The sequence below is a fragment of the Desmonostoc muscorum LEGE 12446 genome, assembly GCF_015207005.2.
Lineage (GTDB): Bacteria > Cyanobacteriota > Cyanobacteriia > Cyanobacteriales > Nostocaceae > Nostoc > Nostoc muscorum.
The window spans coordinates 61607-85073 of record NZ_JADEXS020000001.1; the positions used below are offsets into that span (position 1 = coordinate 61607).

Sequence of the window (23467 nt, forward strand, 5' to 3'; positions counted from 1 at the left end):
AGAATTCCGTAGAGATGATCGCCTCCTAATTGTTTTCTATTAAATCTGCATATTTTCTGAAGCATTACAGGCAGCCAGTCCTGCTGAATTCTGAATTCTGAATTCTGGCTCCTAAATTCTTTCTTTATAAAGGTAAAACAATGGAATTTGAAACTAGAGCAATTCATGAAGGTCAGCAATCAGACCCCCAAACAGGTGCAGTAATTGTCCCCATTTATTTGACTTCCACCTATGAACAAGAAGCCATAGGTCAACACAAAGGATATGAATATTCTCGCACGGGAAACCCCACTCGTACTGCTTTAGAAGAGGCTTTAGCTTCTATTGAAAATGGTAAATTTGGTTTAGCGTTTGCTTCTGGTTTAGCTGCAACTACTACAGTATTAAGCCTGCTAAAAAGTGGCGATCATATTGTTGCTGGCGATGATTTGTATGGTGGAACTTATCGTTTGCTAGAAAAGGTTGTGAAAAATTGGGGTGTGACAACTAGTTATGTAGATATTGATAATATTGCTGAATTTGAATCTGCCATTCAACCAAATACGAAGTTGATTTGGATTGAAACTCCTACCAACCCATTATTAAAAATCATTGATATTGCAGCACTGTCAAATATTGCCCGTAAACACAATATCATTTTAGTAGTTGATAACACATTTGCGAGTCCTTATTTCCAAACACCGTTAGATTTGGGTGCTGATATTGTGGTTCACAGCACTACCAAATATCTAGGAGGACACAGCGATATTATTGGTGGCGCAGTTATTACATCTAATGAGCAACTATACACCGAACTGAAGTTTTATCAAAATGCGATCGGAGCTATTCCCAGTCCTTTTGATAGCTGGTTAGTGCTACGAGGAATTAAAACTCTGGCTGTGAGAATGCGAGAACATGAAAAAAACGCTTTATTTTTAGCGAAATTTTTAGAAAAGCATTCTAAAATTGAGCGAATTTACTATCCAGGATTACCTAGCCACGAACAACATCAACTAGCAAAAGAGCAAATGTCTGGCTTCGGGGGGATGATTAGTTTGGAATTAAAAGGTGGTTTTGCTGAGGTTGAAAGATTCGCTTCCCGACTCAAGTTGTTTTTGCTGGCTGAAAGTTTAGGAGGAGTGGAGTCACTGCTTTGTTATCCCACCAAAATGACCCACGGTTCTTTACCAGAAGCGGAACGACTGAAGCGGGGAATAAAGGATAATTTAGTCCGTCTTTCGGTAGGAATTGAGCATCACCAAGATTTGCAAGCTGATTTAGAAAATGCTCTTTCTTGAAAATGGGAGTAGAGGGGAAATCTTTTTTATGTTTGCTTGTGAGATTTTCCCGTGATTGACTGTCTTGAACAAGAAGCAGGGGGAAGGGGGAATGCTCCCTTCCCCCTTGCCGCGAAACGAAGTGGAGCAAGGGTCTCATATCATGTCCGCCTAATCACTTATTAAAACCCAAGAACCCCACCCCGCCAAAGCTGCGCTTTGTCTCCCCTCCCCGCTTGCGGGGAGGGGCTGGGGGTGGGGTGCAATGACTGTGGGAATCATAACTAATTATGCGGACATGATATCAATCCCTTACTTCATTTGTTGCAAAGATTTTTTGAATTGGTATCATTTGATCCTCAAAGCATTTCTCAATACCCAGCCCCCAATCCCCACTCTCCAATTACGATAAACTGTCTCAAGTGAGTGAGCAGGGGTGAAAATGAGCGGCATCACCAGCCATCGCGGCGATCGCACATCTGGAATGAAACTAAGGAAGCTGTTTTCCAGTTGGCAGCAATTATTTGGAGAAGCACGTACCCGAATTTTGTTCTGGTATTTGCTGATTTTGGGGATAACATTTCTCATCGCAATTCCGGCTTTTCGCTATCATCTCTACCAGCGCATTGATGAACGCGTTCGTCAAGACATGTTGGAAGATATGGCGGCTTTTAATGCGTTGATTAAAGGTGAAACCTTTGCTCCAGATGATGATCTGAGTGAGGATGACCCAGAAGACATAGCGATCGGGCCAGAACAATTAAAATGGTTGCTCGACGGCAAAAAACAAATCGCTCCTCCAGCTTCCAAAGAAGATTTAATTAAGCTTTTCAGAGCTTATTTGTTATATCGACTACCAGAGGATGACTCTTACTTCATCACCTTTGTTGATGGTAAATTTTATAAATCTAGCCCGAGAGCGCGTCCTAAACCCCTTGCCAAGGAATCACCACTGATGCAGCGGTGGGCAAAACAAACCAAACCAGAGCAGGGAGAAAAAGAATTTTCTGACCCGGATGTTAGTAAGATTCTTTACATGGTGGAACCCATTAAAATTAATGGACAAATCCACGGTGTTTTTGTGGTTGCCCATAATACAACTGGTCAGCGGGCAGAGACTTTAGAAGCAGTTTCCGTAATTATTGAAGTTTCCAGCTTAGTGTTTGTGGTGTCGTTAATTCTAGCTTGGTTTGCGGCGGGAGGGGTGCTAGCTCCTCTACGAACAATTACTAGTACTGCCCATGCAATTAGTGAGTCAGATTTAACCCAGCGTTTACCTGTACAAGGCAAGGGAGAACTGGCAGAACTAGCAACAACGTTCAACGAAATGATGGACAGACTAGAGTCAGCTTTTGCCACTCAGCGGGAATTTGTCAACGATGCTGGGCATGAAATTCGGACTCCCATTACCATCATCCGCGGGCATCTGGAACTGATGGGAGATGACCCCCAAGAGCAACAAGAAACCTTGACACTAGTGATGGGAGAACTAGACCGGATGAGCCGTCTAGTGGATGATATGATTTTGTTGGCAAAGGCAGAACGCTTAGATTTTTTGCAGTTGGCAACGGTGAATGTGGCAGAGTTGACCCAAGAGTTATTTGTCAAAGCTCAGGCTTTAGGAGAGCGGGACTGGCAAATAGATGCCGTGGCCAGAGGTCAGATTATAGTTGATCGCCAAAGAATTACTGAGGCGATCATGAATTTGGCGCAGAATGCGACTCAGCACACTCTCAAGAGTGATACTATTTCCATAGGTTCTGCGATCGCCAAAGGAAAAGTACGTTTCTGGGTACGCGATACAGGCGAAGGCATTCCCCTTGTAGATCACAAACGAATTTTTGAACGTTTTGCTCGGATTTCTAAAAGTCGTCGTCGTTCTGAGGGCGCGGGATTGGGGCTGTCAATTGTGCGAGCGATCGCCGAAGCACATGGCGGACAAGTATTGCTTCGGAGTCAGCTAGGAAAAGGTTCGATGTTTACCATCGTTTTACCCCTCGATCCTCCGAAAATATGAAGAGAGCAGGGGGAGCAGGGGGAGCAGGGGAAGCAGGGGGAGCAGGGGGATTAAACTAAGTCACCCACTAGGGGTGGGGTTTCAACCTACCTTGCGATACAAGGATTTTTTCGCCCACTAGGGGCGAGGTTTTGAACCTTTACTTTTTTCATAAAATCAGAATTCAGGAGTCAGAAGTCAGAAGTCAGAAGTCAGAAGTCAGAATTCATAATTGATAACTCACAACTCAGAATTCAGCACTCCTCATCTCCCCAGTCCCCAGTCCCCAGTCCCCAATCCCCACTATGCCTCACATTCTCATCGCTGAAGATGAACCCCGGATTGCTTCATTTATTGAAAAAGGATTGCGATCGCAAGGATTTACAACCACAACAGTTGCCGATGGACTGTATGTGGTGGATGTTGTACACAGTGGGGCTTTTGATTTACTAATTTTGGATCTGGGATTGCCAGGAAAAGATGGATTTCAGGTATTAGAAGAACTGCGCGGACAGGGAGAAGATTTGCCTGTAATTATTCTCTCGGCTCGGAGTGACATTCATGATAAAGTCGCAGGGCTAGAAGGAGGCGCAGATGATTATGTCACCAAACCTTTCCGATTTGAAGAACTTCTGGCACGGGTAAAGTTGCGTTTGCGAACTGCTAGACCTGCCAGAGATGCCCAAGAGTTTATCCTCACAGCGGGTAATGTGGTACTTGATTTGCGGACTCGACAAGTGAAAGTAGGCGATCGCTTTGTAGAATTACCTGCTCGTGAATTTACAATGGCAGAAATGTTTTGCCGTCATCCCGGACAAGTTATTAGTCGAGAACAACTGCTAGATTACGTTTGGGGCTACGACTATAATCCAGGTTCTAATATTGTCGATGTCTATGTTGGTTACCTCCGCAAGAAACTAGGCAGCGATATCATTGAAACAGTTAGAGGGATGGGTTATCGCTTGCGGATATAATACGAAGAATTCAGAATTCAGTAATCTTTATAGTAGGGGATTGGATTAAGTTAATATTAAAGTGCCATGCCTACAGAAATATTTAAAAATAAGCTGAATTTTGATGTCAGAAAAGTATTTTGTCAAAAATAAAATCGGATAACGAAGATTCTTATATATGAATGATTTGAAAAACCACATCTGTTGTAGGGGCACAGCAATGCTGTGCCCCTACAGCGCGGGTCTATCTACCATCAAAGAATGATTAATAAAAGCCTAAAACGACCTCTGCATGGTAAATAGATACGATGATTGACTCAAGTTGCTAGTACTAGTTGTGGATGGTTGGAGAATTTCGTAGACAGAGACAGACGCTACCCATTATTATCATCACAGCCCGTAAAGAGGATCGTAAAAGAGCGATCGCGTTTAATAATGGGGCAAATGACTAGATCACCAAGCTATTTCGCTTCAGTGATTTGGTGGAACGGATTCAAACCCATTTAAGTCGTGGTTGAGTATGAAACAGCACAAGAACTTCGATAAACTGGCTTGTGGGTGGTCAAGTAGTCACGTCCAACCATCAAACAACTCTGGGTATTGGTTCAGTCATCTGAAAGTTGGTCAAAAAATAGGTGTTGGATATGCACTGCTTGTAAGCATCGCCGTGCTGGGAACTACTATGGGTTTTTTGATTGCAGATCATTACAAGCAGAAGGCGCACAAACGAGAGGAAGCAGCGTTTGAAGAATTATATCAGGCATCTCAATTGAAAACGAGTGTGTTTTATGTACGCACCACTCAACATCAATTGATTCTCTACATGGATAGACCAAAACTATGGAAAAAAAATTATACTCAATTATTGGAGTATGTTGCCCAAGCCCGACAACTTTGGTCTGAATTAACAGCGGATTATAGCATTCAGAAGCCTACTAAATATGATGCTATAAATGAGCAAAAAGCATTCTACCTTTTGTTGCAGAACTATAAAGGTTTTAGTGCTTATTTACAGCGAACCGAAGCTTTTTTTCAGGATAATAATCCCAATCAATTATCATCAGATGAAATTAAGATAGCCCAAGCTCAACTGTTCAATTTCATGCATGGTTCTCCAGTTTTTTTGATGGATGACTTTCTCGATGACATCACAAACCTTGTGGAAGTTACAGGCAAAGAGTATGACCAAGCAAAACAGCAACTACAAACAGCGGAAAAATTACGCTTATATATTATCATCGGTAGCCTGTCACTATCAATTGCGATCGCCACATTACTAGCAATTTACACCAGTCGCGCCATTGCCCGTCCTATTCAAGCAGTTACCCATATTGCCCAACAGGTTACCGAAGAATCTAACTTCGATTTACAAGCACCCATCACAACTAATGATGAAGTTGGTATTTTAGCAAATTCCCTCAATCGTCTGATCCAGGAAGTTCAGCAACTCATTAAAGCCCAAAAGGATGCTAACGAACAGCTAGAAGTATACAGCCAGGTGCTAGAAAAGAAAGTGCGGGAACGAACGCAGGAGTTAAATGAGAAAAATCAACGCTTAGAATTGGCCTTACAAGAATTACGTTCCACCCAAGCATATCTCGTGGAAAATCAGCACAAAATAGAGGCGCAGGAGAATAATGATTTATGAGAATTTTCTCATAAAAGTTTCATAAAAGATTCATACAACATTGAGAACCTTCTTAAATGACAATTCTGAATAAACAATTTAAATGAGTCTTAAACCCACTTATTTATGGCGGTTCCCATTCAGATGCGGTACAACATTATATCCCAAGGTGTAGGGGCACGGCACTGCCGTGCCCTTACAGGTGTACCTCACGCTTGTAGGGAAACGCTATATCCATGAGTTATACAGAATTTATTCTGACTCCAAGGGACAAACTCCACTGAATAATTGAGGGACATTTAGCAATGAGACTGATGGTATATTCCCACGATGGCTTCGGTCTCGGTAATATTCGCAGAATGCTGGGAATCTGCACTCACTTGCTAGATTCAATTGAAAAACTTTCAATTTTAGTAGTTTCTGGTTCGCCGGTGCTGCACAGTTTTCGTTTGCCGAAAAGACTGGATTATATTAAGTTACCATGCTTAAATCGGGGAACATCGGGTGAAATATCTGTCAAGTATCTGGGGATAGAAATTGATGAAACAGTGAAATTGCGCTCTGATTTAATTTTATCAGCGATCGCTAATTTTAAACCCGATATATTTCTAGTAGATAAAAAGCCCTATGGTATTCGCAATGAATTAAAACCGGCCGTTGAATATCTCAAAGCCAAATTACCAGAAACTCCGCTAATTTTAATACTACGGGACATTTTAGATCGTCCAGATGCGATCATTCAAGAATGGCAAAAGTACGGTTACTACGAAGCGATTGAGAAATTTTACGACCGCGTGCTTGTTGTTGGGACTCCGGAAATTTTTGACATCCGCCATGAATATCAACTACCGTCAATGGTTGCCCAAAAGGTACAATTTTGTGGCTACATCCGTCAACAACTAGGGCGTAAAAGTCCAAATCTTATTCGCAGTGAGTTACAACTGGGCAAAGAAGAACAACTCATTTTAGTTACGCCTGGTGGTGGCGAAGATGGTTACAGTTTAATTGACACCTATCTATCGAGTTTGGCATTATTGCCTAGATGTTATAAACTGCGAAGTCTAATTATATGTGGTCCCGAAATGCCACTAGAACATCAAGCAGCACTAAAACAGAAAGCAGCTGCATATCCCCAGGTACAGATAAGCGAGTTTAGCGATGATTTGATGAGTTACATCGCCGCCGCAGATGCACTAGTAGCAATGGGTGGTTACAACACAACTTGTGAAATTCTTTCAGCGGGTAAGCCAGCAGTTATAGTACCCAGAATTAAGCCATCGCAAGAACAGTGCATTCGGGCAGAACACTTAGCAAGACTGGGTGTTTTGGCGGCTATTCATCCAAACGATCTGACTCCAGATATATTACTGCGATCGCTGTTACAAAAACTGCATACTCCGCAGATTTCCATTCCAGAAATTAATCTCAATGCTTTGCCCCAAATTACTGAATACATTTCTGCCTTACTTGCTGCAAAAAAACAGCTTGATTCTATGTTGCTATCAACCAACGGAACAATTACTTAGTTTGGCGACAAATTAAGTCAAAATGACTACTAAATTATCTTTGATTTTGCATTTTAAATTTTGTTTTTTTGTGAATGTAAACTTATGCCAATCTTAAGAATCATTGCGACAGATAGAGTACTCAAAACAATTATCAGTAATTATTTGATAATCCAAAAATCAAAATCAAAAATGGTATTACAGAGGTAACATGGTCATGAAACGTCTTATGTTCTACTGCCAACATATTTTAGGTATGGGGCATCTGGTTCGCAGCAGGGAAATTGTGCGCGGTTTAACCAAAGACTTTCAAATTTGTTTTATTAATGGCGGTGAAATCATCCAAGGATTTGAAATTCCTGCTGGTGTGGAAGTCATCAACCTGCCTGCAATTAAAACTGATGCTGAATTTAGAGAACTGCAAGTAGTAAATGATGCATTTAGCCTTAACGAAGTCAAAGAAATCAGAAAAAATAAACTTTTGGAAATCTTTAACGAATTCCAGCCTGATATTTTAATGATGGAATTATTTCCTTTTGGCAGAAAACGCTTTTCCTTTGAATTAATTCCCTTACTAGAATTGGCGAAGTCAAATAATAATTCCACAAAAATCGTTTCTAGTCTGCGAGATATTGTAGTTACTAAACAAGAGAAACAGGCAAAGCACGAAGAGAAAGTCTGTAACTTAATCAACAAATATTTTGATATGTTGTTGGTTCATAGCGACCCTAATTTTGTCCCACTAGAAGAAACCTTTTCTAGAGTCCATGACCTCAAATGTGAACTGCATTACACCGGATATGTAGTACAAGAACCACCAAATAATCCTGCTTTCACTGATGAAGACCGAGAAATTATTAAATCGGACAAACCTCTGATTTTAGTCAGCGTAGGAGGTGGGCGATTTGGTCATGAATTGCTTGATTGTGTAGTGAGAACAGCACCTTTGTTAGAGAACAGATTACCACACAATATCCAGGTTTTCACCGGGCCATTCATCCCAGATTCAAAATTTAAAGAACTGCAAGCAATCGCACGAGATAGCAAAAATATCCACATTCGACGCTATACTCCTTACTTGCTAAATTATATGAAAAAAGCAGAACTCTCGATAAATATGTCTGGCTATAACACCACAATGAATATTTTAACTACAGGTGTACGAGCCATGATTCTTCCCTTTACGGGTAACGAAGATCGAGAACAAACCATGAGAGCCGAAAAACTAAGTGAGTTAGGCATCATCAAACTTATCAGTCCTCATGAATTGCAACCCGATTACTTGGCTATAAAAATTATCAATTACCTCAAGGAGAAACCTAATAAAATTAGCGTTGATTTCGCCGGAGTTGAAACAACTGCAAACCTGTTGAAGAAGAATTCAGAAGTCAGAATTCAGAATTCAGAATCGATTCGTGGCGGATACCGTGCGGGAAGCAAGCTACAGAACCGCCACTAATTGCTTGCATCAAATCTATTATTTGCTGGGGGTCTTAGAGGTTGTTTGAAAAGTGGTAGGCTGTATCTTTGCAGTTATTTATCCCTCTAGCCTCCCTTAAAAAGGGGGGAAACAGAATCAAAGTCCCCCTTTTTAAGGGGGGATTTAAGGAGATATGAAAGTATTTGATACATAACCAATGACTTTTCAAACATCATCTGAAAGCCATTTCTTCAGACGTTCGCAGACTCATTATCCGCCAGTTGCACAGAATTAAATTCTGACTCCTGAATTCTGAATTCTGACTCCTGAATTATCACCTAAAAATCATGGATAAAACTAAAATTTGCATTACCACACTCGAATATCCCCCTGATATTGGCGGGGTTGGTGAATCAGTACATCGAATTGCCCAGATGCTAATTCACAGCGGTTATGAAGTTCACGTCGCCATTTTTCGCTCGAAACAACGCTTGGTTTCTGATGGAACTCGCAGACGCCCAAGTTGCACAACAACGCTTCAGGATGGCGTATTTGTGCATCGCATTCAGTCAGCCGTTCGCAACAATGTTACGGAAGTCCAAGACTTTTTTAGCGAAATTTATTTACAACTCAAATATCTACATCAAAAGCATAGCTTTAATCTGTTTCACGCTTTTTTTCTCAATGAAACAGGTTATGTAACAACACTTTTAGCCAAAGAAAATGATATCCCGGTAATCAATAGCGTTCGCGGTAATGATTTGCATAAGCATATTTTTCATCCTAAGAATCATGCTCAAATAGCATGGATTTTAGAGAATTCTGATTGGGTGACATTTGTCAGTCGTGACTTGCTCAAAAGAGCTAGTGTCATCACCCCGAGTGTAAAGTTAAAATCATCAGCTTTTTGGAATTCCATTGCACCCATCAACTTTGAGCAACTCCCTACCCCATCTTTAGTTAACGAATTGCCAGGTATTGTTATCGGTTCGTCGGGTAGGTTTCGAGACAAAAAGGGAATTGAATTTCTCCTCGATGCCTGTGCGGAGTTGGGTAAAGAGATAGATTTAACGCTTTTATTAATAGGTGATTTTATTGAAAAAGAGCGAGAATATTGGCAGCAACAAGTACAGCAAAGTGAAATCGGCCATCGCTTGCGTATCACTGGAATTACTAGCCGTCAGGAAGCTTTAGCTTATCTGCCACATCTGGATATTTTTGCAATTCCTTCGGTGCATGACGGTTGTCCGAATACTCTGTTGGAAGCGATGTCAGCAAGTCGAGCGATAATTGGTAGTCGTGTAGATGCGATCGCTGAAATTATAGAACACGGCGTAGACGGTTTGCTAGTCAACCCCGGCAATACAGAAGAATTAACTGCCGCACTGCGATATTTAGCTACTCAACCGCAACTGCGGCAAAAGTTGGGCGCAGCAGCCAAGATTAAAGCCACTCAACAGCTTGCCCCATCAGTAGAATACCAAAATTGGATGAATGTTTACCAGCGATCGCTAGGGATATCTGAAGCAGTTTTGTTAGGGATAATTGGGGCTGACGCGGGGACGCGGGGACGCGGGGACGCGGAGAAATTGATTAGCCCAACTTAATTTTATATCTGCACCTTTGATGCATCGTCCTGCACCTTTGATGCATCGCCCTGCACCTTTGATGCATCGACCTGCACCTTTGTTGCATCGACCTGCACCTTTGATGCATCGCCCTGCACCTTTGATGCATCGCCCTGCACCTTTGTTGCATCGACCTGCACCTTTGTTGCATCGCCCTGCACCTTTGTTGCATCGACTTGAAAATTTACAGCAGTACGCAGTAACTCTAAATTTTAACTATGAACAAACCACAAATTACTATAATTATTTCCCAGCGTGAGCGATTCAGTTACACCCGCGAATCGCTAGAAAGCATTTACCAAAACACTCAACTACCTTTTTCTCTAATTTATGTAGACGGCGGTTCGCCCCAACATATCCACCGCTACCTCAAACAACAAGCCCAAGAAAAAGGATTTCAATTAATCCGCACAGAACACTACCTTTCACCCAACCAAGCCCGTAACCTGGGTTTACAACAAGTTGATAGCGAGTATTTAGTATTTATTGACAATGATGTAATTGTCAGTCCCGGTTGGCTAAACTCGTTACTCGAATGCGCCCAAGAAACAACAGCCACCGTAGTCTGTCCGCTGACTTGTATTGGCAATCCTTTGGGGGAAACTGTACATCTAGCGGGTGGCGAAGCTCATATTGTTGTGGAAGCAAAGGAGGCTAAAGTCAAACGACGCGTACATGAAAAACATTACTTTGTCAATCGGAAAGTTGCTGAGGTACGGGATGAACTTCATCGCCAACAATGCGAGTTTGCTGAGTTTCATTGTATGTTAGTTCGCACTGAGATTTTCCGCCGAATTGGACTGTTAGACGAAAGATTGCTCAGTACGCGGGAACACATCGATTTTTGTTTGACGGTGGCTGAGGCTGGAGGTAGTTTTTACTGTGAACCTACTTCGGTAGTTACCTATGTGCCAGGGCTGAAGTTTGAATTGTCAGAACTCGCATTTTTTATGTTGCGTTGGAGTAATGCCTGGGAAATTGCTAGTTTGGAACACTTCGCCCAAAAGTGGCATTTGACGATGAATGACAAGTATTTCCAGAAGCGGTATCAGCGGATGGGGCATCGTCGCCATCAGGGATTTTTGAAGCCGTTGTTAAATCGCCTCACCTTTGGGCAGAATCCCCTGTGGTTGGAGAAAATAGCGATCGCTCTCGAAAGAAAACTAAACTATTATATTAGCGATCGCTACACTCACAGCCAAGCCACACTCAACACAATCAAACCCGTCCCTGAGTTACTCTCTCTCGTTCATTCCTTGGAGGGAGATAAATAATAATGCCGGCTAAAGATACCAAGAGTCTGAGGGCGGCTTTACCAGGAATTGTCCGGATTTTGCGGCGATTTTCACCGCAATTAAGCAAACAAAAGACGCTGCTGATTGTTTCTTTTGCGGCACTGATGGCTGAGATTTTCTTACATTTGCTCGAACCTTGGCCGCTAAAGTTTATTTTTGATTACATGCTTGTGCCTGGTTTTCGGCCTCAGTCTTGGGAAATTCCTTTCTTATCAGGACTGGGACAGTTTGGCCTATTAACAGTTTTAACATTAGGGTTAGTAGCGATCGCTTTACTTCGCGCTACTGCTGCTTACTTTAGTGTAGTGGGTATGGCGCTGGCAGCTAGCAATGTGTTGACTGAAATTCGCTCTGAACTTTACAGTCATCTGCAAAACCTCTCGCTGTCATTTCACCACAAAGCCAAGACCGGCGATTTAATTACCCGCGTTACCTCCGACATTGAACGACTGCGCGAGGTGACGGTGATGGCAGTATTACCCTTGATTGCCCATTCCCTCACCTTATTCGGGATGATTTTCGTGATGTTCTGGCTGCATTGGGAACTAGCACTGATAGCGGTCGGTGTATTTCCCTTGTTTGTTTTTTTCACCATACGGTTGACAAAACGCATTAGACAGGTAGTGCGATCGCAACGTCAACGCGAAGGTGCTATGGCAGCAACAGCAGCGGAATCCATCGGGGCAATCAAAGTTGTCCAAGCACTGTCCCTACAACATATCCTGGAGAATAGTTTTTCCAGCCAGAACCGCCAAAGTTTAAAAGAAAGTGCCAAAGCGCAAAAACTAGCAGCCGGATTAGAACGGATAGTAGAACTGCTAGTAGGCGTTGCCACAGCTTTGGTGTTATGGCGGGGTGTGCAGCTGGTATTGAGGCAAGCAATCACACCAGGAGATTTGCTCGTATTTGTCAACTATCTCCGCATTGCCTTTAAGCCGATGCGCCAACTTGCCAAATATACCGGACAAATCGCTAAAGCTACCGCCTCCGGCGAACGCATCCTAGATGTGCTAGATACCGTACCCGACATCCGCGATGCGCGGGGAGCAATGGACGCACCACCTTTGCGGGGAAGTGTGCGTTTTGAAAATGTCAGCTTTGCCTACGAACCGACAAACAGAATCTTACACAACATCAGTTTTGAAGTGCAGCCTGGTCAACGGGTTGCTTTGGTGGGGCCATCCGGTGGCGGCAAGTCCACCTTAGTAAGTTTGCTGTTACGCCTTTATGACCCATTGTCAGGGCGAATTTTAATTGATGGTCACGACCTGCGGCAATACAAGCTGCAATCTATCCGCCAGCAAATTAGTGTGGTGCTACAAGATACAATTTTATTTGCTGCCAGCGTCAGAGATAACATAGCCTACGGTTGTTTGGGGGCTTCTGACCAAGCAATTGAACAAGCTGCGCGTCTGGCAAATGCCCACGATTTTATCATGGCGCTACCTGAAGGCTACGAGACAATTTTAGGTGAAAGAGGGGCGACACTTTCCGGAGGACAACGGCAGAGAATTGCCATTGCTCGTGCTGCCATTCGTCAAGCTGCCTACGTCATTTTAGATGAGCCGACCACTGGCTTAGACAACGAAAACGAACGCGCCGTCAACGAAGCACTCGATCGCTTAACTGAAAAATGCACCACTTTTGTAGTTTCTCATAACCTCAGAGCGATCGAACAAGCCGATGTAATTTTTTACATCGAAGACGGTCAGATTTTAGAACAAGGTACCCACAACCAATTGCTGCGGTTAGGTAGACGATACGCCGGCATGTATACTTTGCAATCTGTTGACTCAGTACTGGGTAATGGGAGATGAAGATAGTTCTCAACTCTTACTCTCTGCGCCTCTGCGTAAGCTAAATTCATACTCTCAATCAGCAACACCTTTTATTCCATCAGTTTTTGAAGGTATTTTATTATTCTTTCTGTAGTGTTTAAAACTTTAGTCGTAAATTTACTGAAAATTATGAATATTTGATGAACAAGGTGAGAAATTTACCTACATCTACCAAAAGTATGATATTTAAATTTAAGTAAAAATACTTTAAATAAGCAATTACTAGAGTTAAGGGTTACACCGCCTACAGTAATTAATTTAGAAATGGCAAGGTGAACTGAAAACTTTCCGAAAGGTGCTTGAAGAAAAATTCTTGCTATCAGTCGGAGAGCAAAACAGTGTCTTCTTAAAAATGGTAGGTGATTGAAAAAACAACCTAACCTCAGTATCCGAAGGGACTAGAAGCATCAGCCATAGCCTCCTCGGCAATTTTCTTCGACTATCCTCACCCGTTAATCACAAAAAGACTTATACACATGAGTAAAACTCGCATCCTCAACAACGGCGTACTTGTAGAATCAACTTTGAGTCTCAACCTAGAAATTTTCGGGACTCTAGAACAAGCCTTCCTTCTAGTGCAAGAGCGATTGCGAGTCTTTGCCAGTGATACGGGATTTAGTCAGAACATGGCGCTGGCATTTGGAGAAGGTATAGTAACAGAACCTTTACAGACAGCTTGGCTAGCTGGTGATGTGAGCAACTTTTCCCAAATTGAGATTGTCTCAGGGACAGAGATTAATGGGGCGAAGGGAGCTTATGCTGGTGCTACTAACCGGATTTATCTTTCTGGGGAATTTCTGAGCCTCAATCAAACGAACCCAGAAGCGATCGCATCACTACTGCTAGAAGAATACGGTCATCGTGTGGATGCTGTGTTGAATAGTAGCGATGCACCAGGAGATGAAGGAGCTATTTTTTCAGCTTTAGTTCAGGGACAAGTCTTAAGCCAAGAACAACTACAGCATTGGAAGACTGTCGATGATACTGCCACTGTGACGATAGGTGGTCAAGTTGTTCAAATTGAGCAAGCAACAGTTTCCGACAGTGGCGGTTTTGAAGGAAGTCAACAAACAGTTAAGTTAGAGTCAAAAAACGGTGGTGTAGCTAAATTTTCTTACGAACACTATTCTATCCCCGACCAATTTATTATCCGTTACGAAGGGAAAGAGCTACTCAACACAGGATTTGTTGGGGGTAGTAGAAGTGGAGAAGTTAAGATTCCTAAAGGTAATTCTGATGTATTAGAAGTATTAATAGCTACCAATAATCAAGGAACAGCTTGGTTCTACACTGTAACTACCGATTCTTGTCCAGATCCCGATCCTTTCGTACTTGAGTTAGTTGATGGCGAATTCGAGGATACCGATGACGATGGTGACTGCGATGGTCAAGGAACTATCTATATCGGCAGAAAAGACGGAATTACTCGAATGCTAAGGATTGAAGGGCGTGTCGAGTACACAGATAAAAAGATTAGTGTTGACGGAACTATCTTTTCTCTAATTGGTGCAGGGAGTGTAAAAACTGATCCTCTGTTTCAAGGTAAGTTTGAGATTGATGTCAGTAGTGGAATATCATCATCATTTGAAGAAACTGGGAATTTAGCAAATGAATATACCCTTGGCGGTTTAGATGTTGATTTTAGTGGTTTAACTATCAATCGCAATGGACTTGCTCTTGGTGCCAAGTTTAAGTTATTAGAAGAGATAGGATTTCCCGAATTCATTTTCAGTGGCTCTGACGCACTATTAATTAGCCAAAATAATGTAACATTTGGTCAAAGTGTAAAATTATCCTTGCCTAATTTTGAAGATTTTAATCTCTTTAAGTTTTTGCCGATTAAAGAATTTTCAGATTTTGCTATAGAATATGTAGCACCAGAAGATAAAATAAAAATTCAAGGCAAATTAGTTATTGACGATTTTACGAAGACTGAGAAAATAGGAGAAATCACAGCTGATTTATCAGGTGATAACTCTATCGAGATTCAAGGTGGCAAAGCAGATATAAAAGGTTCTCTTGCTGTTGAGACTGACATAAAACTTGGAAAAGGATGGGGTTTAAAAGAACTCAAGCTGAATATTGATACCAAAGAGAAGGAGGTTGGAGGAAGCACTAAAATAGAGTTTCCTTTTAAAGCTAAGATACCTCCAGGAAGTTCGGCTGAAGCTGGCATTGAACTAGGGTTCAAACTTCCTATACCACCACTAGAACTTAATAAAGTTTCCATAGATGTAGATCAGCTAAATGTACCAATTCCTAATTTCCCTTTAGTCTTCTTCCAGAAAATAGCAGGAAGTGTAGAAAACTTAGCACCATCAGATTCTGATCCAATAGAGTTTGCTGGTGGTGTTGGTGCAACTCTTGGTCCACAATTTGATTTGGAACTTAGTATTCCTCTTTTGGGGGTTGATATTAAAAAGGAAGACCTCCGGCTAATTCGACTTGATATAGATGGTAAAGTTAACTCTGAAGAACTCAGTGGAACCAGCACAATAGTTCTTCTTGACGAAATAATTGCCAAAGCAAGTGGAACTTCTACACTCAATTGGAACGAAAAATTTTATGAGACTAAAGGTGACTTTTCAATTCTAGATGGATTAATTCAAACCAATAGTGGTTTTAAAGTTAATTCTAGCTTTAATATCAACATGTCTGGTAATGCTAGTGTTAGTATTCCTAATTTTATTCCCCTCTTTGGAGGGGCACAAATTGCTAGTGGAAATTTTTTACTTGATTTCAGCAATGACGGTGTTTTAGCCAACGATTTTGCCGCCGGGTGGGGAACTTTAAGCATTCAGAAGTTAGGATTTGAAATCAATGCAGTTCTGGGATTTAAAGTATACTTTGATGGCACGGTAGAACGTATTGGTTCAAAAAATATCCCGCCTGTAGGTAGTTTTGCGATCGCTCCAGATACGGAATGGATTTTCCTTGGTGCTGATTGGGAAAATCCGGTTAATGGCGATGTAGCAGTTCAAGTTGAACTACCAGACGGCACTATTATTAATGAAGCTGATTTTGCTGCCAACAATATTGCTGTTGTTGAAGAACTTTCAGACTCAACAACTAAAGTTGTAGTTGTTTTTAATCCTCAACCTGGTATTTGGGATATCAAAGTTGTTGATGAAACTGGCTTAGGAGCAGTCAAGTACACTGCTGCCACAGATTCTTTCTTACCTAGTATTGAAATCACATCTCCTGCAACAGATGTGAGTGGAGGAGTTGTAACTATCAATTACAAAGCTTTTGATGCCGACTCCAATGCTGAAATTCAACTGTTCTATGACACTGACAATCAAGGATTTGATGGCATACAAATTGTTGATGGTTTAGTAGAAAATGATGGAGTAGGTAGCTTCCTCTGGAATACTGAAGGTGTTGCTACAGGTGACTATTTCATCTATGGAATGGTCATGGATGAAAATAATCCTCCTGCCTTTAGTTATTCTCCAGGTCAAGTCAGAATTACTGAAAAAGCAGATTTGTCGGTAACTCAAACAGCTAATTTAAGTTCGGTAGTTGCTGGTAATAATCTCACTTACACAGTCACAGTCACTAATAATGGTTTAGCTGATGCCAAAAACGTAACCTTGGTTGAGACATTACCAGAAGGAGCGACCTTTGTTTCTGCTACAGCTACACCTTCACAACAAACTGGTAATACGCTAACTTTTGATTTGGGCAATTTAGCCCAAGGTGCAAGTCAGACATTTGAGATTACTGTCACCGCACCAAAAACACCAGGGACGATTACCGCTACTGCTACGGTAAGTAGTCAAACTTTCGATCCAGATGCGACTAATGATGTCGAAATTTTAACTACTACTGTTGAAGCCCTTCTTCCTGAATCTTCAGACCTTTCAGTTATCAGAACCGACAATGAAGACTCTGTAAACCTGGGACAACGGTATATATATACTTTAACTGTGACTAACAATGGCCCCAATGATGCTACAGGAGTAGTTCTTACAGAGAATCTCCCATCAGGTGTCAATTTTATTAGTCGAACTCTTAGTCAGGGTTTTGCTTCCTTTAACTCTTTTAATCAGATACTAACTGCAAACTTCGGCACAATCAAAAGTGGTCAGACAGCTACAGTGAATATTACTGTCAATCCTTTTGTGGCTGGTGACTTAATTAGTACAACTATCGTCACCAGTACTAAAACTGATCCTAATCCCATCAATAATGAACTGATTGATACAAAAGTTGTCAACTCCATAATTCCTGCTGCTGCTGACTTACAATTAACCCAATCTGCCAATAATCTCAATCCTGGTATTGGAGACCAAGTAATATTTACCCTGACACTCACCAATAGAGGACCCGGAAGTGCTACTGGCATTGAAGTCAAAGATATTTTGCCTAAAGGTCTCTCGTTTATCTCTGCACTCCCTGAACAGGGTATCTATAATCAAAACACAGGTATTTGGGATGTAGGCAATATCAGAGATAATCTCAGTCGGACTTTGCGGATTACAGCCCAAGTGAATTCACCAGGTTCAATTATCAACACTGCTGAAGTAATTGCTGTTAGCGAAATTGACCCTGATTCTACGCCAGGTAACAATAACCCTCAAGAAGATGACCAAGCTTCTATTACTTTGCAAGTACCAATTATCAGTGGCACACCTGGTAATGACACTCTCACTGGTACAGACAAAGGTGACTATATTGATGCTCGTGAAGGTAGAGATATCATCACCGGCGGCAAAGGTAATGATGTTATTGTGGGTGGTTTTGGTGGAGATACTATTACTGGTGGTGAAGGTAATGACCAATTCGTCTACACCAGTATCCGCGATCGCGGGGACACAATTACTGATTTTGAGGTGGGCAAGGATAATATTGTCTTGACTCAACTGCTCGATAGCCTAGTCACAGGAGGCTACAACGGCACTAATGCCATAGCCGACGGCTATGTAAAAATTGTACAGGGTACTACTACCAGCAATTTCAGCGTGCAAATTGACACTGATGGACTCGCTGTCGGTGACATCTTCAGACCTTTTATCACAGTGAACTTAACAAATCCAGGCACCCTCAATAGCCCCAGCAACTTCGTGTTTTAGGGCTTTGCTTTACCCTCCAAGTTTGACTTTGCAGGGTAAAGCAAAGGCTTGTATTTACACGTATATTTACACACAACCTGTTTTAATTTAACCGTAGGAGTTTAATATGTTGGCTACAACTTTTATCAAACAAAGAATTCACAAAGCTATAGTCTTGAGCTTGTTCAGCTTGAGCGGTTTCACCATTGTCTCCCCCTCTTTTGCTGCCAGCCTGGATTTGAGCAGTTGGGACAAATCAGGTGATGTTTTTGCAGTTCCAAGCCAAGCGACCCTAACAAATGCCTTCTCAGATGGCACTGATGATACTTCTAACTACAATGTCTCCAGCAATGACCCAACTGATATTAACTCCCTAGAAACTTTTTTAAGTCTCAACTCAGGAGACCTTGGTCTTGATGCTACCGAAGGTTCTGGTATCAAACAAGCTTTAAATGTTCTGGCTGGGGATGTTATCAGTTTTGATTATTCCTTTTTAACCTACGATACTTTATTCAGCGATCGCGCCTTTGTAACCATTAGCAACTCAGTTATCCCCCTAACCGGAAGTTCTCCTTTTAGCTACACATTCGCAACATCTGGCATCTACAACGTTGGCATTGGTATTATCGATGTAGATGATACTTCTGGTTCATCGGTATTGTCATTAACAAATGCTTCTCTGACAAATGCTAATTCTCAACCAGTCCCCGAACCTTTAACTGCCCTTGGTTCTATTTTGGCTGGGGGGTTTGGAGCTATGTCAAAAAGAAAATATCTCAAAAAAGTTCAGTCAAATTAGCAAATAAAAGATACTTTTCGCTAAATTATAGCGATCGCTCTCTTTGAGCCATTGTCGCGCAAAAGTGTCAAAAACGCTTGTGATCAGCCATCTACAGTTCTGAGATCACAAGCGCTTCTTAATTTCAGCACTCAGCAGTGGCTCAACGCCCCGTAAAGCCTGCGGCATAGCTACGCTTAGGGCGCAGCCTCTCATAGACAAGAGAGCTAACAGCACTCCCAATGCCCTATTTAGAAAATAGTCAATCTATATTTACCGCGTTCCTGTGGATTCTTGGAAGTCACAACAATATAGTAAGTATCATCCTCAGGTAACCTAGCTCGGTCTATTAAAGCAGTATACACGCCGCCTTTGTCCTTGTTTTGATCTATGGCGATCGCCTGCCCTTTAGAATTGAGCAAAGTTACGTAAGGAGAAAACTCTTCATCAACACTATCTACACGAATACTTATCAGCTGATTTTTTCTACCTTGAAAATTAGAAACATTGTAAGCTCCTCCATTTTGTTTCAAGGTTGAACTATTAGCACTGAGCTGACCTGATTCATCTAAAGTATAGCTAGCTCTATCATTCCTCAGAGCCAAACTATAGCGCCCTACCTCTCCGGGATCTTGGCTAGTAACTGCAATCTTGTAAGTGCCATTCACAGGCAATCGTGCAAAAATGAATGCATCATCGCCACTACTGCTTTTGTCTAAAGTACCTTTTTTGACGATAATATTATCATCAGGATCGTGCAAAAACAATAACGGTTTTAAACTCAAGTTATTCGTTCTGCGTGTATCATTGCTGCCAACAAGTCTAATTTGGACTAATTGATTTTCTCTACCTTCAAACTCATAGAAATGGAAATATCTACCTTGAGATTGAAAGTCATTTCTATCCAGAATACCCAATGCGACATCTACAAAGTTAATCTCTTTGTAAGTAGGTGTCCCTGAATTCTGAAGATTTTGGTTGTTTGCAGCTACATTAGAACTTGGCTTGCGAACTCTTCCTGAGCCAGCATTAGCACGATTCGCATTTGAATTAGCAACTCTACGTGCAGACGATCTAGAACCAGAGCTATTACTGGCACGACTCGCGTTTGAATTAGCAGCTCTACGTGCAGACGATCTAGAACCAGAGCTATTATTTGCAGCACTAGAGGAACGCCGAGAATTTTCTGTGTTAGAGGATATACGGCGAGTCTGCCGTATTGGTGACTCAATAGACTGCCTCCGTCTTGGAGATGCTGACGCACTAGAAACAGGAATTTGCTCGATTCCTTTTTTTACTGCTTCTGGTTGTCTCTCATCTGGAGATTTGGCAATTAAAAAGCCTTGAGAATTTTGAGGTTTTCCTAAAGCACTGATAGGCAGCACATTACTCCCTATCAACAAACTACTACTCAAGCAACAAATTAAAATGTGATTTAATTTGCGACGATAGTTTTTGTTTTCTATTAGCATGATTTTGCTCCTAATTTTGCTAACATTTTTATATTTAGGGAATAAATTTAATGTTTCCTATTTTTACCCCAATCAAATCAATGTGACATTTTATGTAGACTCAATTAAAATTTAGCATCTTGATTCTTTAACTATTCTGAATTCTGACTCCTGTTAGCGCAGCGGGGCGCAGCCCATTCTGAATTCTGAATTCTTACCTCAATTTAGACTACTAGAGTAAATCTCAAGTTGCTAAGTATATACTGAGCTACAAACTGAAATTACTGTTTTTCGGATTTTTTTCGAGATATTTTTGCCAAACTGAGCCAAATGCTGCCGGACTCCTAAATCGAGAATGCATACATAATGGATATATAGAGCTGGCGCCAATTAATTGCTCAAAAGGCATTGTTCAACCACAACTTTTTTCAAGTCATCTAAATTGTTGAATACCTGATGAGGTAAGGAAATTGGCCATTTGTATGGGATCTCAGTGAGATTAACTAACAAGAGAGATTATACTGCATGACTTAAGATGAATATATACCCCAATATGGAAATGGATTCCCAGTATGCTCTGTTGTGTGAATCCCGACTGCCAAAAACCCCTAAATCCTGAGAAAAACAAGTATTGCCACAATTGTCGAGCGGAATTGATATCCCTACTGGGAGGTCGCTATCGTCCCACTCAGGTATTATCAGATGAGGGCGGATTTGGCAGAACCTATCTAGCGGAAGATGTACACAAACTAAATGAATGCTGTGTTGTCAAACAATTTGCACCAAAACTTCAGGGAACCGGGCCACTAACAAAGGCTGTTGAACTATTTAAACAAGAAGCCAGCCGACTTCAAGAATTAGCAGAACATCCGCAAATTCCAACTTTATTGGCTTATTTTGAGCAAAATGGCTATTTATTTTTAGTGCAGCAATTTATTGATGGACAAAACTTGCTCAAGGAATGGGAGACGCGGGGAAACTACAACGAAATAGAGATTCGGGAACTTTTGCTAGATTTACTGCCGGTGCTAAAGTTTATTCATGTACTGGGAGTGATTCACCGGGATATCAAGCCACAAAATATTATTCGCCGTCAACATGACGGGCGATTAGTGTTAATCGATTTTGGAGCCTCCAAGCAGCTAACAGCAACAGTGCAGACTAAACTTGGCACTGTCATTGGCTCACACGGATACACAGCACTGGAACAAATGCAAGATGGCAAAGCTTACCCAGCCAGTGATTTATTCAGTTTGGGAGCAACTTGTTTTCATCTACTGACTGGGGTTCGCCCATCTCAACTGTGGATGCAGCAGGGTTATAGTTGGGTTGCATCGTGGCGACAATATTTGAACACTCCAGGTAGAGACGGGATTTCTCTGTCTCTAGAGTTGGCTGAAGTTTTGGATAAGTTGTTGCAACTGGACATCCAAAAGCGTTACCAATCAGCTGATGAAGTCATCACTGATTTAACACCCAGGCTACCACCAGCATTGTCATCAGTTCCGCCAACTATACTTACACCAACATTCACAACTACTTCAGCAAACACGGCACCAGTTTCACCAAAACCAAATAACAATCTCAAAAGTCAACTGCTGTTAGCTAGTAGTGTTTTGGTGTTGGGATTAGGGGGAGTTTGGTATTTCCAAACTCGTCCCGATGAAGTCAGGCAGCTTCCTGAACAGATTTCTCTGCCTGTCAATTCCCCACCAAAAAACATGTTGGAAGTCCCTTACCTAGCCAAATCTCTCAAAGGCCATTCCAGCGATGTGAATTCCGTAGCCTTCAGTCCTGATGGTACAACCCTTGGTAGTGCTAGTGACGACAAGACAATCAAGCTATGGAATCTGGCAACTAAAGAAGAAATCCGCACCCTCGAAGGACATTCCAATTGGATTTGGACTATAGCCTTTAGTCCTGATAGCAAAACCCTCGCCAGTGGAAGTGCGGACACGAAAATCAAACTCTGGAATTTGGAAACAGGAAAGTTAATCCGCACTCTTGAAGGACATACCGACGGAGTTACCTCGGTGAGTTTCAGTCCTAATGGCAAAACCCTCGCCAGTGGTAGTGCTAGTAAGGATACGAAAATCAAACTCTGGAATTTGGAGACAGGAGAGTTAATCCGCACTCTCGAAGGACATACCAATGGTGTTCAATCTGTAGTCTTCAGTCCTGATGGCAAAACCCTCGCCAGTGGTAGTTGGGATAAAACAATTAAACTGTGGAATCTGGAGACAGGAAAGTTAATCCGCACCTTAGAGGGAAATGGAGGGTCGATTCTTTCAGTTGCTTTTACTCCCGATGGCAAAACCCTTGCCAGTGGCAGTAATGACAAAACAATTAAATTATGGAATCTAGAGACAGGAAAGTTAATGCACACCTTAAAAGGACATAATGATAAGATTAATTCCCTCGCCTTTTTGTCAAGCCCACCTTTAAATAATATCACCCTAGTTAGTGGCAGCAGCGACAAAACTATCAAACTATGGAATCCGGTAACAGGAGAAAAAATCCGCACCTTAGAAACGGGTTCTGGATATATTTATGCCGTTGCTATCAGCCCAGATGGACAGACTATTGCCGGCGGTGGAAGTGGTGAAAATATTTTGAAAATTTGGCAAACAATTCACTAAAAATTGCTGAGAACAAATGAATTGCAA

General features: G+C 41.7%; 14 protein-coding genes. 13 read left to right on the top strand and 1 reads right to left on the bottom strand.

Annotation, left to right across the window (positions count from 1 at the left end):
- The first annotated feature begins 140 nt into the window (after positions 1–140).
- From IQ276_RS00230 to IQ276_RS00285, 12 genes are all read left to right on the top strand, one after another.
- A complete protein-coding gene (locus IQ276_RS00230) occupies positions 141–1277 on the top strand; it encodes a cystathionine gamma-synthase (protein ID WP_193923556.1) in 1137 nt (378 codons plus the stop codon).
- 421 nt (positions 1278–1698) lie between these two features.
- On the top strand, positions 1699–3273 hold the full coding sequence (locus IQ276_RS00235; RefSeq protein ID WP_193925746.1) for a sensor histidine kinase: 1575 nt from the start codon (positions 1699–1701) through the stop codon (positions 3271–3273).
- Positions 3274–3557: 284 nt separating this feature from the next.
- Entirely contained in the window at positions 3558–4226 is a 669-nt protein-coding gene (locus IQ276_RS00240; RefSeq protein WP_221708566.1) for a response regulator transcription factor, read from the top strand.
- A 499-nt stretch (positions 4227–4725) separates the two neighbouring features.
- Positions 4726–5853 carry a HAMP domain-containing protein gene (locus IQ276_RS00245; protein WP_193914648.1) on the top strand — a complete coding sequence of 376 codons (1128 nt, stop codon included), beginning with the start codon at positions 4726–4728 and terminating at the stop codon, positions 5851–5853.
- A 284-nt stretch (positions 5854–6137) separates the two neighbouring features.
- Positions 6138–7358, top strand: coding sequence for a glycosyltransferase family protein (locus tag IQ276_RS00250; protein ID WP_193914646.1), 1221 nt, complete (start codon positions 6138–6140; stop codon positions 7356–7358).
- A 196-nt stretch (positions 7359–7554) separates the two neighbouring features.
- The gene (locus IQ276_RS00255) at positions 7555–8796 is read left to right on the top strand and encodes a glycosyltransferase family protein (protein ID WP_193914644.1); all 1242 of its coding nucleotides are present in this window, start codon (positions 7555–7557) and stop codon (positions 8794–8796) included.
- Positions 8797–9104: 308 nt separating this feature from the next.
- Complete coding sequence (locus IQ276_RS00260) at positions 9105–10364, top strand: glycosyltransferase (RefSeq protein WP_193914642.1); 1260 nt, start codon at positions 9105–9107, stop codon at positions 10362–10364.
- Between the two features lie 19 nt (positions 10365–10383).
- Positions 10384–10644 carry a hypothetical protein gene (locus IQ276_RS00265; protein ID WP_193914640.1) on the top strand — a complete coding sequence of 87 codons (261 nt, stop codon included), beginning with the start codon at positions 10384–10386 and terminating at the stop codon, positions 10642–10644.
- Entirely contained in the window at positions 10604–11659 is a 1056-nt protein-coding gene (locus IQ276_RS00270; RefSeq protein WP_193914638.1) for a glycosyltransferase family 2 protein, read from the top strand. Before IQ276_RS00265 ends, IQ276_RS00270 begins: the two co-directional genes overlap by 41 nt.
- Before the next feature lie 2 nt (positions 11660–11661).
- The gene (locus IQ276_RS00275) at positions 11662–13497 is read left to right on the top strand and encodes an ABC transporter ATP-binding protein (RefSeq protein WP_193914637.1); all 1836 of its coding nucleotides are present in this window, start codon (positions 11662–11664) and stop codon (positions 13495–13497) included.
- 497 nt (positions 13498–13994) lie between these two features.
- Positions 13995–18593, top strand: a complete 4599-nt coding sequence (locus tag IQ276_RS00280; protein WP_193914636.1) for a CARDB domain-containing protein — start codon at positions 13995–13997, stop codon at positions 18591–18593.
- Between the two features lie 106 nt (positions 18594–18699).
- Positions 18700–19371 carry a PEP-CTERM sorting domain-containing protein gene (locus tag IQ276_RS00285; protein WP_193914634.1) on the top strand — a complete coding sequence of 224 codons (672 nt, stop codon included), beginning with the start codon at positions 18700–18702 and terminating at the stop codon, positions 19369–19371.
- A 230-nt stretch (positions 19372–19601) separates the two neighbouring features.
- Here the strand turns inward: IQ276_RS00285 and IQ276_RS00290 are convergent, their stop codons facing one another.
- Positions 19602–20822, bottom strand: coding sequence for a peptidase (locus tag IQ276_RS00290; protein WP_193914632.1), 1221 nt, complete (start codon positions 20820–20822; stop codon positions 19602–19604).
- Positions 20823–21373: 551 nt separating this feature from the next.
- Here IQ276_RS00290 and IQ276_RS00295 point away from each other — a divergent pair.
- Positions 21374–23440, top strand: a complete 2067-nt coding sequence (locus IQ276_RS00295; RefSeq protein ID WP_193914630.1) for a serine/threonine-protein kinase — start codon at positions 21374–21376, stop codon at positions 23438–23440.
- Positions 23441–23467 lie beyond the last annotated feature (27 nt).